At 74.8% G+C, this 15,260-nt stretch carries 11 protein-coding genes; 2 read left to right on the forward strand and 9 right to left on the reverse strand.

Annotated elements, in window-relative coordinates:
• Nucleotides 1-101: 101 nt before the first annotated feature.
• From ACL02O_RS05295 to ACL02O_RS05335, 9 genes are all read right to left on the reverse strand, one after another.
• Complete coding sequence (locus ACL02O_RS05295; RefSeq protein WP_412816809.1) at nucleotides 102-1,166, reverse strand: hemolysin family protein; 1,065 nt, start codon at nucleotides 1,164-1,166, stop codon at nucleotides 102-104.
• Entirely contained in the window at nucleotides 1,163-2,518 is a 1,356-nt protein-coding gene (locus tag ACL02O_RS05300) for a hemolysin family protein (protein ID WP_412816810.1), read from the reverse strand. The genes ACL02O_RS05295 and ACL02O_RS05300 overlap by 4 nt, the downstream gene beginning before the upstream one ends.
• Nucleotides 2,519-2,679: 161 nt before the next feature.
• Nucleotides 2,680-3,012, reverse strand: coding sequence for a monovalent cation/H(+) antiporter subunit G (gene mnhG, locus ACL02O_RS05305; RefSeq protein ID WP_412816811.1), 333 nt, complete (start codon nucleotides 3,010-3,012; stop codon nucleotides 2,680-2,682).
• On the reverse strand, nucleotides 3,009-3,272 hold the full coding sequence (locus ACL02O_RS05310) for a monovalent cation/H+ antiporter complex subunit F (protein ID WP_412816812.1): 264 nt from the start codon (nucleotides 3,270-3,272) through the stop codon (nucleotides 3,009-3,011). Before ACL02O_RS05310 ends, mnhG begins: the two co-directional genes overlap by 4 nt.
• Nucleotides 3,269-3,928, reverse strand: a complete 660-nt coding sequence (locus ACL02O_RS05315) for a Na+/H+ antiporter subunit E (protein WP_412816813.1) — start codon at nucleotides 3,926-3,928, stop codon at nucleotides 3,269-3,271. The genes ACL02O_RS05310 and ACL02O_RS05315 overlap by 4 nt, the downstream gene beginning before the upstream one ends.
• Nucleotides 3,925-5,433: a Na+/H+ antiporter subunit D gene (locus tag ACL02O_RS05320; RefSeq protein ID WP_412816814.1), complete on the reverse strand. Its 1,509-nt coding sequence runs from the start codon at nucleotides 5,431-5,433 to the stop codon at nucleotides 3,925-3,927. Before ACL02O_RS05320 ends, ACL02O_RS05315 begins: the two co-directional genes overlap by 4 nt.
• A gap of 175 nt (nucleotides 5,434-5,608) precedes the next feature.
• The gene (locus ACL02O_RS05325; RefSeq protein ID WP_412816815.1) at nucleotides 5,609-6,091 is read right to left on the reverse strand and encodes a Na(+)/H(+) antiporter subunit C; all 483 of its coding nucleotides are present in this window, start codon (nucleotides 6,089-6,091) and stop codon (nucleotides 5,609-5,611) included.
• Nucleotides 6,088-8,922 (reverse strand): Na+/H+ antiporter subunit A, encoded by a 2,835-nt coding sequence (locus ACL02O_RS05330; protein ID WP_412816816.1) that lies wholly within the window; start codon nucleotides 8,920-8,922, stop codon nucleotides 6,088-6,090. The genes ACL02O_RS05325 and ACL02O_RS05330 overlap by 4 nt, the downstream gene beginning before the upstream one ends.
• A 170-nt stretch (nucleotides 8,923-9,092) precedes the next feature.
• Complete coding sequence (locus tag ACL02O_RS05335; RefSeq protein ID WP_412816817.1) at nucleotides 9,093-9,437, reverse strand: hypothetical protein; 345 nt, start codon at nucleotides 9,435-9,437, stop codon at nucleotides 9,093-9,095.
• A 177-nt stretch (nucleotides 9,438-9,614) separates the two neighbouring features.
• Between ACL02O_RS05335 and ACL02O_RS05340 the strand changes: the two genes are divergently transcribed.
• Both ACL02O_RS05340 and ACL02O_RS05345 read left to right on the forward strand, forming a co-directional pair.
• Complete coding sequence (locus ACL02O_RS05340; RefSeq protein WP_412816818.1) at nucleotides 9,615-14,252, forward strand: ATP-dependent helicase; 4,638 nt, start codon at nucleotides 9,615-9,617, stop codon at nucleotides 14,250-14,252.
• A 143-nt stretch (nucleotides 14,253-14,395) separates the two neighbouring features.
• A complete protein-coding gene (locus ACL02O_RS05345) occupies nucleotides 14,396-15,190 on the forward strand; it encodes an SAM hydrolase/SAM-dependent halogenase family protein (protein ID WP_412816819.1) in 795 nt (264 codons plus the stop codon).
• The last annotated feature ends 70 nt before the right edge of the window (nucleotides 15,191-15,260 follow it).

Here is a 15,260-nt window from a genome sequence, read left to right on the forward strand (position 1 = left end):
CCGACCACTCCTGGCGGTCGGGGGGCGGCGTCGCGCGGGCCCGGAGACGGGCCGGCCGCCGGTCCTCGGCGGACCGGCGGCCGGACGGAACGGGACGGGTGTCAGCGCATCCGGCGGCCCCGGGGCACCGGGTCGGTCTCGTCGTCGAACTCGCCGATGACCTCCTCGAGGAGGTCCTCCAGCGCGACGAAGCCGACCGGCCGGGTCGGACCGCCGCCGTTGCGGACCAGCGCCAGCTGGGCCTGCCGGCCGCGCATCGCCGCGACCGCCTCGGTGACCGTGGCCTCCCCGGGCAGGGTGAACGCCGGCGTCATCAGTTCCCCGGCGGTGGCCGCCCGGCCGGTGGTGACGGCCCGGACGGCCTCGCGTACGTGGACCAGGCCGCAGACCTCGCCGCCGCCGTCCACCACGGCCAGGCGGGACCGGCCACTGTCCCGCGACACGTGCTCGATCCGCTCGGCGGTGTCCTCCCGCCGAACCGTGACGATCCGGTCGAACGGCTCCATCACCTGCGCCACGCGGGTGCCCTGCAGCTCCAGCATGCTGGTGAGCAGCTGGTGCTGCTCGGCACCGAGCAGCCCGTGCTCCCGGGACTGCTCGAGCAGGATGCGCAGCTCGTCCGGGCCGTGCACCTGGGCGAGCTGGTCCTGCTGGCGTACGCCGACCAGCCGCAGGACCGCGTTCGCGAGGGCGTTCAGCGCGGAGAGCACCGGGCGGGCGACCCGGGCGAAGGCCCGGAACGGCAGCGCCAGCAGCATCGCCGAGCGCTCCGCGTCGGTGATCGCCCACGACTTCGGGGCCATCTCGCCGACCACCAGGTGCAGGAAGGTCACCAGCGCCAGCGCGAAGAGCAGCCCGACCAGCTGGCTGACCGCGGCCGGCAGCCCGACGGCGTGCAGCAGCGGGCTGAGCAGATGCTCGATCGCCGGCTCGGCGAGGGCACCGAGCCCCAGGGTGCACAGGGTGATGCCGAGCTGCGCGCCGGCCAGCATCAGGGTCAGCTCGCGGACGCCGTCCAGCGCCGCACGGGCCGCCCGCCCGCCGCCGGCGGCCAGCTGCTCGAGCCGGTACCGCTTCGCCGCGACCAGCGCGAACTCGGCGGCCACGAAGAAGCCGTTGAGCGCCAGCAGCACCACGGAGAAGAAGAGCGCGAAGCCGGGGCTCATGCCGCCTGCTCCCCGCGCTCGGCGGCGGCCATCCGCAGCCGCACCGAGTCGGCCACGTGCCGGTCCACGGCCAGCACCTCGACCAGGGCGCGCGGCTCGACGTCCGGCTCTTCGCCGTCGGCGGCGAGGGCGATCTCCAGCTGGTCGCCCACCTCGGGCACCCGCCCCAGCTCCCGCATGACCAGCCCGGAGAGGGTGTCGTACTCGGGTGCCTCGGGCAGCGCGATGCCGGTGCTGTCGGCCACCTCGTCGATCCGCCAGCGCGCCGGCACCACCCAGGAGCCGTCCTCCTGCCGGGCCGGGGCGCGCTCCGGCGGGTCGTCCTCGTCGCGGATCGGCCCGACCAGTTCCTCGGCGATGTCCTCCAGCGTGATCACCCCGGCGAAGCCGCCGTACTCGTCGACCACGCAGGCGAGCTGCCGGTGCCCGACCCGCAGCCGGTCCAGCACCGTCGGCAGCGGCAGCGTCTCCGGCACCAGCAACGGGGGTACGGCCACCGCGTCGACCGGGGTGGTGGCCCGCTCGGCCGGAGGCACGCCGAGCACGTCGGCGATGCCGATGACACCGACCAGGTCGTCGACGCCCTCGGCGCCCCGGACGGGGAAGCGGGAGTGGCCGGTGTCGAGCAGCTCGACGACCCGGCTGACCGGCTCGTCGGCCCGTACGGTGTGCACGTCGACCCGGGGGACCATGGCCTCGCCGGCGGTCAGCTCCCGGAAGTCGAGGCCCCGGTCGAGCAGGTCCGACATCGCGGCGTCGAGGTGCCCCTCCTCCCGGGACTCGGCGATGATCTGTTCCAGGTCCTCCGGGGTGGCGCCGCTCGGCAGCTCCTCGATCGGCTCGATGCCGACCCGGCGGAGCAGCCGCACGGCGGCCCGGTCGAAGAGATTGATCAGCGGTCCGGCGACCTTCAGGTACATCAGGGTGGACCGGGCGAGGGCCCGGGCCAGGGGCTCGGCACGGGCGATGGCGAGGTTCTTCGGGGCCAGCTCGCCGAGGACCATCTGCACCACGGTGGCGATGATCAGGGCGAGCGCCACCGACAGCGGCAGCGCCACCGCACCGGCGACCCCGGCGAGGCCGAACAGGTCGGCCAGCCCGGCGCCCAGGTACGGCTCGGCGACGTAGCCGACCAGCAGGGCGGTCACGGTGATGCCGAGCTGCGCGCCGGAGAGCATGAACGACAGCCGTCCGGTCACCTCCAGGGCGCGGGCTGCGGCCTGGTCGCCACCGTCGGCGAGCTGCTTGAGCTTGCCCCGGTCCACGGCGACGTAGCCGAACTCCTGCGCCACGAAGTAACCGGTGGCGGCGGTGAGCACGATGATGAGGACGAGTCCGACGAGGATCAGCACGGGAGGTTCAGGGCTCCCGGGGCCGTCGGGGCGAGAGGTAGCCGGGCACGACCCGGCTGGCTACTGCTGCCCTCCTGGGCAGAGGAGTCGATCATGCACCCATTTTATCGGCGTCGGCTGGGCGTCCGCTGAGGGTGCCCGGAAGCCTCCCCACCGTCCGCTTACCGACCGGCCAGCTCGTCGGTGTCCAGCAGGTCCGGGTCGGTCCGGCCGGACCGGTACGCGGCCCGCCCGATCATCTGCGCGGCGACCGGCGCGGTGGCCAGCTGAAAGAGCGCGACCAGCCCGATCATCCCCAGGTCCGCGGGGCTACGCAGGCGCAGCGCCAGCCCGAGGAGGAGCAGCAGCACGCCGAGCACCTGCGGCTTGGTGGCGGCGTGCATCCGGGCCAGCACGTCCGGGAAGCGCAGCACGCCGATCCCGGCGGCCAGGCTGAGCAGCCCGCCGGCCACCAGGCAGGCTGCGCCCAGCCAGTCGGCGACGACGGCGCTCACGCCTCCTGCCGGAGGGCGAAGCGGACAAGCGAGACCGAACCGACGAAGCCGAGCAGGGAGAGCACCACCAGCACGGGCACCGTGGTGGGGTGCCGGTTGATCGCCGCCTCGGCGCCCACCGCGCCGAGCATGGTGGAGAGCAGCAGGTCGGCGGCGACGATCCGGTCCAGCAGCGACGGCCCCCGGTAGATCCGGGCCAGGGCGAGCAGCGCGGTGACCGAGAGCAGCCCGGTCAGCGCGACGGCGAGGAGCGTGGTCACGGGTGGGTCCTCCTGTCGACGGGTTCGGTGCGGAGTTGGCGTACCTCCTCGGCGGAGCCGACGGCGCGGACGATGCGCCGCTCGACGGTGAGGACCCGGTTCCGGCTGCGGGCCAGGTCCTCGGGGCCACGGACGTCCAGAACGTGCACGTAGAGGACGCCGTGCCTGCGGTCCACCTCGATGATCAGGGTGCCCGGGACCAGGGAGATCACCTCGGCGGTGAGGGCCAGGTTGAGGTCGGTGCGGACCCGCAGCGGAACCGCGATGATCGCGCTGCGTGGCCGGCAGCCGGGGCGGACCGCGATCGCGGCGACGTGGATGCTGGCGATGACCAGCTCCGCGCCGAAGGTGACCGCGAGGACCAGCAGCGCGCCGGGGCGCAGCCGGCCACCGAAGGTGACCGGCGGGAGTGGGAAGAAGAGCAGCACGGCGACGCCGACGACGATGCCGCCGAGCAGGTTGCCCCAGGAGAGCTCGCCCCAGAGCAGCAGCCACACGACCACCAGCCAGCCGAGCGCGACGGCCTGGTCCCGGCGCCGCCCGCCGCGACCGACCGCGGGTGGGGGCGGGCCGTCGTCGGCGGCCGTCGGCCGGCCGGCCGACGCCAGTGCCTCGTCGTCGCGGGCCTGCCGGCCCGGGGGCAGGTCGTCGGTCATCGCCGCTCCATCGGCAGCACGGCCCGCACGTACGGGGTGCGTAGGCGCAGGTCGGTGGCGGCGTCCGTGGTGACCCGGAACAGCGGCCCCGCGGCCAGGGTGAGCGCCACGCCGAGCGCCACCAGGGCGGTGGTGGCGCCGACCATCAGCCCCGGCAGCCGGACCGTCGGTCGGGTGGTGGCCAGCCGGGGCGCCCGCCAGAACGCGATGTTCCACACCCGGGAAGCGGCGTAGAGGGTGAGCAGGCTGGTCAGCGCCCCCGCACCGACCAGCACGCCGGGCAGCACCCCGCCGGCCGCCACGCCGGCCTGGAGCAGGCCGAGCTTGCCGAGGAAACCGGAGAACGGCGGGATGCCGGCCAGGTTCATCGCCGGGACGAAGAAGAGCACGGCGAGCCACGGGGCGATCCGGGCCAGCCCACCGAGGCGACGCAGGTCGGTGCTGCCGGCCCGCTCCTCGACCAGGCCGGCGACCAGGAAGAGGGTGGTCTGGATGGTGATGTGGTGCACCACGTAGAAGATCGCCCCGGTGAGGCCGGCGGCGGTGCCCAGCGCCACCCCGAAGATCATGTAGCCGATGTGGCTGACCAGGGTGAAGGAGAAGAGCCGCTTCATGTCGTGCTGGGCGACCGCGCCGAGGATGCCGACCAGCATGGTCAGCCCGGCCAGGACCAGCAGCAACGGGTCGACCCGGCCGCCGGGGAAGAGCAGCGTCTCGGTGCGGATGATCGCGTACACGCCGACCTTGGTGAGCAGGCCGGCGAAGACCGCGGTGACCGGGGCGGGCGCGGTCGGGTAGCTGTCCGGCAGCCAGGCGGAGACCGGGAAGACCGCCGCCTTGATACCGAAGGCGAGCAGCAGCATCAGCTGCAGGGACAGGCGTACGCCGCCCGGCAGGGCGTCCAGCCGTCCGGCGAGCTGGGCCATGTTGAGGGTGCCCGTGGCCGCATACACCAGGCCGACCGCCGCCAGGAAGATCATCGAGGAGAGGACGCTGACCACCACGTACGTCGAGCCGGTCCGGATCCGGACCTCGGTGCCGCCGAGGGTGATCAGCACGAAGCTCGCCGCCAGCAGGATCTCGAAGCCGACGAAGAGGTTGAACAGGTCACCGGCGAGGAAGGCGTTGGTCACGCCGGCGGTGAGCACCAGATAGGTGGGGTGGTAGATGCTCACCGGAGCGGTCTCGCCGGTCTCCCCACGCCCCTGCCCGATGGAGTAGAGCAGCACGCAGAGGGTCACCGCCGAGGAGACCACCAGCATCAACGCGGACAGCTGGTCAGCGACCAGCACGATGCCGACAGGTGGCGGCCAACCACCCACCCGGACCACCACCGGCCCGTGCCGGTACGCCTCGACCAGCAGCACCGCCGCGATCACCACGTTGCTGGCCAGGCCGACCACGCTGACCGTCCGCTGGATCTGGGGCCGGCCGGCCAGGATCAGGGTGAGCGCGGCGCCGAGCAGCGGCACCACCACCGGCAGCGGCACCAGGGCGGGGGTCATGGGCCCCCCTCCGCCCGCGACTGCGGGGCTCGCAGAACCGGCTCACTCCTCGCGCTCACGGTGCCGGCCTCTGCTCGCGACTGCGGGGCTCGCAGAACCGGCTCACTCCTCGCGCTCACGGTGCCGGCCTCTGCTCGCGACTGCGGGGCTCGCAGAACCGGCTCACTCCTCGCGCTCACGGTTGCTTCCCCCGCCGGCGTAGCCGGCGCAGCGCCGGCCCGGGATCCACCTGCTCGGGGTCCCTGTCGGGCCCCTCTCCGCCGAGGTCCGCGGTGGACACCTCGTTCCGCTCGGCCAGCCGGGCGACCTGCCGGTCCTCCAGGTCGTCCTGCACCTCGTCGTCACCGCTGAGATGCCAGCTCCGGTAGGCGACCGCGAGCAGGAACGCGGTCAGCCCGAACGTGATCACCACGGCGGTCAGCACCATGGCCTGCGGCAGAGCGTCGCTCATCTCGCCGTTCGACACCGTGCCCACCAACGGCGCGGCACCGGACCGGCCACCGAGCAGGATCAGCAGGTTCACCCCGTTGCCCAGCAGGATGACGCCGAGCAGGATCCGGGTGAGGCTGCGTTCCAGCAGCAGCGCTCCGCCGGTGGCGACGAGCACCCCGACGGTGATCACCAGGACCAGGGTGGGTCCGGTCGCGCCCCTCGTCATGTCGGATTCCCCTCCCGCTCGACCACCAGCCCTCGGGCCGGCTCGCCGGCCGCCTCCACGTGCCGGTCCACCTCGGCGCCGAGGCTGCGCAGGATGTCCAGCACCAGCCCGACCACGATCAGGTAGACGCCGATGTCGAAAAAGAGCGACGTGACCAGGTAGTAGTGGCCGATCAGCGGCAGCCAGAGGTTGACCTTGACGCTCTGCAGCACGTCGCCGGTGAGCAGCAGGCCGAGCACGCCGCCGCCGACCGAGACGGCCAGCCCGGTGCCGAGCACCGTCCCGGCCCCGACCGGGGCCGCCTCGGCCAGCTCATACCGGCCGCCGGCCAGGTAGCGGAGGATCAGCGCGAGGCTGGCGACCAGCCCGCCGGAGAAGCCGCCGCCCGGGGCGTTGTGGCCGGAGAAGAGCAGGAACAGCGAGAAGAGCAGCACGGTGTGGAAGATCAGCCGGGTGACCACCTCGAAGACGATCGAGCGACGACGCGCGTGCAGGGTGGCCCCGCCGCGCAGCCACACCGTGCGCCGGTCGCGGCGGGGTCCGGCGGGGCGGGGACGGCGGGGCCGGGGACCGGTGCGGGACCGCTCGAAGATCAGGCTGGCCACCCCGGTCGCGGCCACCACCAGCACCGCGATCTCCCCCATGGTGTCCCAGGCCCGGATGTCCACCAGAGTCACGTTGACCACGTTGTGTCCGTAGCCCTCGGCGACCGCCAGGTCGGGGAAGGCCGGCGAGATCGACGGCGCACGGCGGGCGCTCGCCGCGGCCAGGGCGAGGCCCGCCGTCACCAGCCCGGCCGCGACCCCGATGCCCCGGCGTACCCAGCGGCTGCGGCGCAGTGGGCGGGCCGAGAAGCGTTCCGGCAACCGCCGCAGCACCAGCACGAAGACCGCGATGGTGGCGGTCTCCACCAGGAACTGGGTCAGCGCCAGGTCCGGCGCGCCGTACAGGACGAACATCATCGCGGTGCCGTAGCCGGTGACCCCGACCAGGAGCATCGCGGTGAGCCGGCGTCGGGCGCCGACGGCGAGCAGCGCGGCCACCGCGATCACCACGCAGACCACCAGCTGCACCGGGGTGTCCCAGACCGCGATCTCGTTGCGCCACGGCCGGGTGAGCAGCATCGCCGAGCCGGGCACCAGCACCAGGGCGAGCAGGACCGTGCCGAGGTACTGCGGCAGCGAACCCCGCTGGGTCGCGCTGGTCACCTCGATGGCGAACCGGTCGAACCGGTGGGTCAACCACTCGTACCCCTGGTTCCCGCCGACGGGGAAGCGCAGCCGGGCCAGCGCCGGGGTGAGCGGGCCACGGACCAGGTGCAGCAGCACGCCTCCGCCGACGGCCACGGCGGACAGACCCAGCGCCGCGGTCGGCCCGTGCCAGAGCGCCAGGCGCTCGCCGACCGGGCCGAAGAGTTCGGCGTACGGGCTGAGCAGGTCGCCGAGCGGGCCGGCGGCGGGACCGGCGGCGAGCCCGGCCACCGCGAGCAGGCCGGCTGGTGCCAGCATCGCCGCCGGGGGCCGCTCGATCGCGGTGGCCGGAAGATTGGGGCGCGTGGCGAAGGCCCCCCAGAGAAACCGGATGCTGTACGCGACGGTGAGCGTGGTGCCCGCCACCAGCCCGGCGAGCACCAGGGGCCGTCCGGTGAACGCGGCGAGCACCGCCTCCTTGGCCACGAAGCCGAGCAGCGGCGGCAACCCGGCCATCGAGGCGGCGGCCAACGCGGCGATTGCGGCCAGCGTCGGGGCGGCGCGGGCCACGCCGGACAGCCCACGCAGGTCCCGGGTGCCGGCGCTGTGGTCGAGGATGCCCACGACGAGGAAGAGCGGCGCCTTGAACAGCGCGTGCGCCAGCAGCATCGCCGTGCCGGCGAGCGCGGCCTGCGGGGTGCCCGCCCCGAGCACCAGGACGATCAGGCCGAGCTGGCTGACCGTGCCGTACGCCAGCAGCAGCTTCAGGTCGGTCTGCCGCAGCGCCGCCCAGCCGCCGATGATCAGGGTGACCAGCCCGGCGAGCACGGTCACCGGACCCCACGGCCCGACCGGGGCGAGCGCGGGGCCGAGCAGCCCGACCAGGAAGACGCCGGCCTTCACCATCGCCGCCGCGTGCAGGTAGGCGCTGACCGGGGTGGGCGCGGCCATCGCCACCGGCAGCCAGGAGTTGAACGGGAACACCGCGGACTTGGCGAGGGCCCCGGCGAGGATCAGCAGCACGGCCAGGATGAGGTACCCGCCGCCGGACAGCGGGACCGTGGTGATCAGGGACCACCGGTAGCCGCCCGCGTGGTGGCCGAGCAGCAGGAAGCCGACGAGCATGGCCAGCCCGCCCAGGGTGGTGACGGTGAGCGCCTGGGCGGCCGCCCAGCGGCTGGACCGCCGTTCGGTGCTGTGCCCGATCAGCAGGTAGGAGAAGACCGTGGTCAGCTCCCAGAAGACGTAGAGCAGCAGCAGGTCGTCGGAGACGACCAGCCCGAGCATGGCCCCGGCGAAGGCGACCATGACGGCCGCGAACTGGGCCAGCCCCACCGAGCCGGCGTGGAAGTAACGCGCGGAGTAGACCAGCACCAGCGCACCGACGCCGCCGACCAGCAGCAGCATCAGCCAGGACAGGGTGGTCACCCGCAACGCCACGTCGAGCCGGAGCTGCGCGATCCACGGGTACGTCTCGATTACCGCGCCGCCGTGGCGGACCGCGCCGGTGTGGGCGACCGCCCAGCCGAACGTGGCGGCCGGGGCGAGCGCGAGCAGGTGGCAGGCACGCGGACCCCACCGGCGGACCAGCAACGGCGCGAGCAGGGCCGCCACCAGGTGCAGGATCAGCAGGACGAGCACGCGCACTCCACGGTCGAGGTGGCAGCGCGCGGGGCACGCTGCGGCCACGACCGATCAGACGTCACATCGCCGCCGCTGCGGGCGCTTTTCCGGAAACCCACCCGCCGGGCCCGCCTGCCCCGGCCCGGCCCAGGTCGGGTGGAGCTCGGATCTCATCGCGAACGCCTCGGTCAGCGACGGGACGGGTGGCTCTCCACCAGCAGGTCGGGGCGGTCGAGCTGGCGGGCGACCTTGTTGACCATCCGTTGGGCGGCGGCGAGGGAACGGACCGGAAGCAGCTTGCCCCGGCTCTCCCGGCGCAGCACGAAGTAGTGCACCGCGGCACGGACCAGCCCTCGGTCGGCGGCGCTGGAATGGGCGGTGGCGACGACGAGTTCGCGCAGGCAGCGGGCCAGTTCCTCGGCCAGCTCCAGCTCGGGGCCGTGCAGGCCGGTGCGGAGCACGGCGAGATGGCCGTCGACCTTGCGGATGAGCACGTCGGTCCCGGGCCCGGAGCCGCGCTCCTCGACGATCATCCGTGCCCTCCACCCGACGTGCGTTGGGAGTGAAGTTACTTTATGTTGTGCGTCACAAGCAAGCAGTTAAGTAAGACTTAACGTAAGTAATATCCCAAGCGCGACGTAAAACACCGACCCGGACAGAACAGCGCTCGGCACCGAGTGAATGTCACATCCGCGAGGCAGGATGGAGGCGTGGCGAACGAGGTGACCGGCGGGGACGCGGCCGTGCTGGCGGATTTCGGCTCCGCGACCCGGGAATGGTTCGGCGCCGCCTTCGCCGCCCCCACCGCCGCCCAGGCCGGTGCCTGGCGCTCCGTCGCCGCCGGGCGCAACGCCCTGGTCGTCGCCCCGACCGGCTCCGGCAAGACCCTGGCCGCCTTCCTCTGGTCGCTGGACCGGCTGGCCAAGGAGTCGCCACCGGCCGAGACCCGACACCGCTGCCGGGTGCTCTACGTCAGCCCGCTCAAGGCCCTCGCCGTCGACGTCGAGCGCAATCTGCGCGCCCCGCTCGCCGGCATCCGGCAGGCCGCCACCCGGCTCGGCCTCACCCCGCCGGACATCACCGTCGGCATGCGGACCGGCGACACCCCGGCCGACGAGCGGCGCGCCTTCGCGCGCACTCCGCCGGACATCCTCATCACCACACCGGAGTCACTCTTCCTGCTGCTCACCTCCGCCGCCCGGGACTCGCTGCGCGGGGTGCGCACAGTGATCGTCGACGAGGTGCACGCGGTCGCCGGCACCAAGCGCGGCGCCCACCTGGCCCTCTCCCTGGAACGTTTGGACGCGTTGCTGGAGACACCGGCCCAGCGCATCGGGCTGTCGGCCACCGTCCGGCCGATCGACGTCTGCGCCCGGTTCCTCGGCGGCGCCCGGCCGGTCGACGTGGTGCAGCCGCGCAGCGGCAAGACCATCGAGGTCAGCGTGCAGGTGCCGGTGGAGGACATGACCCGCCTAGACGAGCAGGAGTCGCCGGAGGACGACCTCGGCGGCATCGGCCCGCGCCGGGCGTCCATCTGGCCGGCGGTCGAGGAGCGGGTCTTCTCGCTGATCCGGTCGCACCGGTCGACCATCGTCTTCACCAATGCACGGCGCAGTGCGGAACGGCTCTGCGCCCGGCTCAACGAGCTGGCCGCCGAGGAGCTGGCGGCGGCGTCCACGGCCGCCGGCAGCCGCACCGCGCAGGGCGGCGGTCCGGACGCCGCCGGGGCGTCCGGTGGGCCGGCGGGGCCGTTGCGGGCACCGCGCCAGCCGGCGGAGATGATGGCCCAGTCCGGGGCGGCGACCGGCGCGCCGCCGGTGATCGCCCGGGCCCACCACGGCAGCGTCTCCCGGGAGGAGCGCAAGCACATCGAGGAGGCGCTGAAGTCGGGGCAGCTACCCGCCGTGGTCGCCACCTCCAGCCTGGAGCTCGGTATCGACATGGGCGCGGTCGACCTGGTGGTGCAGATCGAGGCCCCGCCCAGCGTCGCCGCCGGTCTGCAACGCGTCGGCCGGGCCGGGCACCAGGTCGGTGCGGTGTCCCGGGGCGTGGTCTTCCCGAAGCACCGGGGCGACCTGCTCTCCTGCACCGTGGTCGCCGAGCGGATGGCCGACGGCGCCATCGAGGAGCTGCACTACCCGCGCAATCCACTCGACGTGCTGGCCCAGCAGATCGTCGCGATGGTGGCGCTGGAGCCGTGGCGGCTCGGCGACCTCGCCGTGCTGGTCCGCCGGGCCGCCCCGTTCGCCGAGCTGCCCGACTCGGCGCTGCACGCGGTGCTCGACATGCTCTCCGGGCGGTACCCGTCGACCGCTTTCGCCGAGCTGCGGCCCCGTCTGGTCTGGGACCGGGCCACCGACCTGCTCACCGGCCGTCCCGGCGCGCAGCGGCTCGCGGTGACCAGCGGCGGCACCATCCCCGACCGGGGGCTGTTCGGCGTCTTCCTGGCCGGTGCCGAGCGCGCCGCCCGGGTCGGCGAGCTGGACGAGGAGATGGTCTACGAATCCCGGGTCGGCGACGTGTTCCTACTCGGCTCGTCGTCCTGGCGGATCGAGGAGATCACCCCCGACCGGGTGCTGGTCTCGCCCGCCCCCGGCCAGGCGGCCCGGATGCCGTTCTGGAAGGGCGACCAGCTCGGCCGGCCGGTCGAGCTGGGCCGGGCCATCGGCGCCCGGGTCCGGGCGCTGCTGCGCCAGGGCGACGACGACGCCGTCGCCACGCTGCGCGCCGGCGGGCTGGACGACTGGGCCGCCGGCAACCTGATGGCGTACCTGCGGGAGCAGAAGGCGGCCACCCGCTCCCTGCCCGACGACCGGACCGTGGTGGTCGAGCGGTTCCGCGACGAGCTGGGCGACTGGCGGCTCGCCGTGCACTCGGTGCTCGGCGCCCGGGTCAACGGCCCGTGGGCCCTCGCGATCGGCCGTCGCCTCGCCGAACGGTACGGAGTGGACGCCCAGGTCATGCCCTCCGACGACGGCATCGTGGTCCGCCTGCCGGACACCGCCGACTCCCCGCCCGGCGCCGACGTGGTGGTCTTCGAGCCCGACGAGATCGCCCAGCTCGTCGAGGAGTCCGTCGGCACCTCCGCGCTCTTCGCCGCCCGGTTCCGCGAGTGCGCGGCCCGGTCCCTGCTGCTGCCCCGCCGCGATCCGCGCCGCCGGCAGCCGCTCTGGCAGCAGCGCCAGCGCGCCGCGCAGCTGCTCGACGTCGCCCGCGAGTACGCCGACTTCCCGGTGACCCTGGAGGCCGCCCGGGAGTGCCTGCAGGACGTCTTCGACCAGCCGGCGCTCGCCGAGCTGATGCGCGACCTGGCGGCCCGCAGGGTACGCCTGGTCGAGGTCGAGTCCGAGCGTCCGTCGCCGTTCGCCCGCTCGCTGCTCTTCGGGTACGTCGGCGCGTTCCTCTACGAGGGCGACGCGCCCCTGGCCGAGCGCCGGGCCGCCGCCCTGGCCCTCGACTCGGCCCTGCTCGGCGAGCTGCTCGGCCGGGTCGACCTGCGTGAGCTGCTCGACCCGGCGGTGCTCACCGAGACCGAGCGGCAGCTGCGCTGGCGCACCGAGCAGCGGCGCCCCCGCGACGCCGAGGACGTGGTCGAGCTGCTCCGGGTGGTCGGCGACCTGAGCGAGCCGGAGCTGGCCGAGCGGGGCGTGCCGGTGGCGTGGCTGGCCGAGCTGGAGGCCGCCCGGCGGGTGCTGCGGGTCCGGATCGCCGGCGCGGAGCGCTGGGTGATCGTCGAGGACGCGGCCCGACTGCGCGACGCGCTCGGCGTGGCGCTGCCGGTCGGGGTGGCCGAGGCGTACCTGGCGCCGGTGGCCGACCCGCTCGGCGACCTGGTCGCCCGGTACGCCCGTACCCACGGCCCGTTCGCGGCGGCCACCTGCGCCGCCCGGTTCGGGCTCGGCGTGTACGTCGTCGAACAGGCGCTGCGCCGGCTCGGCGGCACCGGTCGGGTGGTCTCCGGCGAGTTCGCCCCGGACAGCGTCGGCACCCAGTGGTGCGATGCCGAGGTGCTGCGCCTGCTGCGCCGCCGCTCCCTGGCCGCGCTGCGCCGGGAGATCGAGCCGGTGCCGCCCCGGGCGCTCGCCGGGTTCCTGCCCCGCTGGCAGCAGGTCGGCTCGTCGGCCCGGGGTGTGGAGGCCCTCGCGGCCACCCTCGAGCAGATGCAGGGCGCCGCGGTGCCCGCGTCCGCGCTGGAGCGCCTCGTGCTGCCCGCCCGGGTGGCCGACTACTCCCCGGCGCAGCTCGACGAGCTCTGTGCCAGCGGCGAGGTGGTCTGGGCCGGGTCCGGGGCGATCTCCGGCGGCGACGGCTGGGTCATCCTGGCGTACGCGGACACCGCCCCGCTGCTGCTGCCGCCGCCGGACGAGGCGCTGGCCCTGACCCCGCTGCACGACGCCGTGCTGGAGGCGCTCGGCGACGGTCAGGCACTCTTCTTCCGCTCGCTGTCGGACCGGGTGGGGTCCACCGACGACACCGCCCTGGCCGCCGCGATCTGGGACCTGGTCTGGGCCGGGCACCTCACCAACGACACCCTCGCCCCGCTGCGGACGGTGCTCGGCGGGGGCGGGGCCCACCGCGCCCGGCCGTCCGCGCCGCGGACCCGCTACCGCCGGCCCGGCCGGGTGGCGCTGCCCAGCCGGGGCGGGCCGCCCACCGTGGCCGGCCGCTGGTCCCGACTGCCCGAACGTGACCTCGACCCGACCCGCCGGGCCGCCGCCCTCGCCGACCTGCTGCTGGAGCGGCACGGCGTGGTCACCCGCGGGGCGGTCGTGGCCGAGCAGGTGACCGGCGGGTTCGCCGCCGTCTACCCGGTGCTGTCCGCGTTGGAGGAGCGCGGGGCGGCCCGGCGCGGCTACTTCGTCGAAGGGCTGGGGGCCGCCCAGTTCGCGGTGCCCGGGGCGGTCGACCGGCTCCGCGCGCTGGCCGACCCAACGGACGAGAGGCGGGGGCGGGGCGGGCCCACGATGGTGCTCGCCGCCACCGACCCGGCCAACCCGTACGGAGCGGCGCTGCCCTGGCCGGAACGGGTGGTCGACTCGGGTGACGGGGCGACCCCGGCCACCGGGCACCGGGCCGGACGCAAGGCCGGCGCGCTGGTCGTGCTGGTCGGCGGCGACCTGGTGCTCTACGTGGAGCGGGGCGGGCGGACCATCCTCTCCTTCACCGACGACACCGACGCGCTCGCGGCCGCGGGCAAGGCGCTCGCCGACGCGGTGCACTCCGGGGCGCTCGGGGCGATCTCGGTGGAACGCGCCGACGGCGAAGCGGTGCGCTCCTCGCCGCTGCGCGACGCGCTGACCGCCGCCGGCTTCCGCGCCACCCCCCGCGGCCTCCGCCTGCGCGGCTGACCTCCGCGGCGGCGGACGGGTGTGGGAAGTCCACGGGCGCGGCCGTCAGGGTGTGCCGGGCGCCGAACGGCGGGCCGGGCGGGCACCGCCGGTCGACCGCGCATGCCGGTCCGTGGCTCCCGGTCACCCGTTAGCCTTCCGGCATGGCCCCGACCGCCTGGATCTCGCTGACCACCGACTACGGCCTGAGCGACGGCTTCGTCGCCGCCTGCCACGGAGTGATCGCCCGGATCGCCCCGGCGGCCCGGGTGATCGACGTGACCCATCTGGTGCCGCCGGGAGACATCCGGCGGGGCGCCACGGTGCTCGCCCAGACCGTGCCACACCTGCCGTACGCCGTTCACGTCGGCGTGGTCGACCCGGGCGTCGGCACCGCCCGACGCGGGATCGCCCTGGTCACCCCGGGTGGTGTGCTCGTCGGGCCGGACAACGGGCTGCTGCTGCCGGCCGCCGCGGCGCTCGGCGGCGTCACGTCGGCGGTGGCGCTGACCGATCCGGGCTGGCAGGCCCCGGAGGTGTCCCGCACCTTCCACGGCCGGGACGTCTTCGCGCCGGTCGCGGCCCGGCTGGCCACCGGCGGGGCACCGGCCGACGCCGGCCCGGCGGTGGACCCGGCGACGCTGGTCCGTCTCCCGGCGCCGATGCTGCGCCGGGAGGCCGGCGGGTTCACCGCCGAGGTGCTCACCGTGGACCACTTCGGCAACGTGCAGCTCGCCGCCGGACCGGCGCTGCTCGACGAGGTCGGGCCGGCGCCGCTCGTCGCGGGCCGGCCGACCGTCCGTGGCCGGACCTTCGGCGACGCGCCCGCGGGTGGGCTGGTGCTCTTCGTCGACTCGGCCGGGCTGGTCGCGGTGGCGGTCAACGGCGGCCGGGCCGCCGACCGGCTCGGCCTCGCCCCCGGCGACCTGCTCACCGTGCGCGCACCCGACGCCGGCTGACCCGCCCCCGGCCGTCGGGTCCGATGTGCGGCACGCCGGTCAGGGCCGGTCCGGTCGGGGGTGAGGGAGG

It is taken from the genome of Micromonospora mangrovicola (assembly GCF_047200535.1).
GTDB lineage: Bacteria > Actinomycetota > Actinomycetes > Mycobacteriales > Micromonosporaceae > Micromonospora.

Excerpts from the sequence above, each read along its gene's own strand:
- ACL02O_RS05295 (WP_412816809.1), bottom strand. The coding sequence starts at position 1,166 with ATGAGCCCCGGCTTCGCGCTCTTCTTCTCCGTGGTGCTGCTGGCGCTC.
- ACL02O_RS05320 (WP_412816814.1), bottom strand. The coding sequence starts at position 5,433 with ATGACCCCCGCCCTGGTGCCGCTGCCGGTGGTGGTGCCGCTGCTCGGC.
- ACL02O_RS05315 (WP_412816813.1), bottom strand. The coding sequence starts at position 3,928 with ATGACCGACGACCTGCCCCCGGGCCGGCAGGCCCGCGACGACGAGGCA.
- ACL02O_RS05325 (WP_412816815.1), bottom strand. The coding sequence starts at position 6,091 with ATGACGAGGGGCGCGACCGGACCCACCCTGGTCCTGGTGATCACCGTC.
- ACL02O_RS05345 (WP_412816819.1), top strand. The coding sequence starts at position 14,396 with ATGGCCCCGACCGCCTGGATCTCGCTGACCACCGACTACGGCCTGAGC.
- ACL02O_RS05335 (WP_412816817.1), bottom strand. The coding sequence starts at position 9,437 with ATGATCGTCGAGGAGCGCGGCTCCGGGCCCGGGACCGACGTGCTCATC.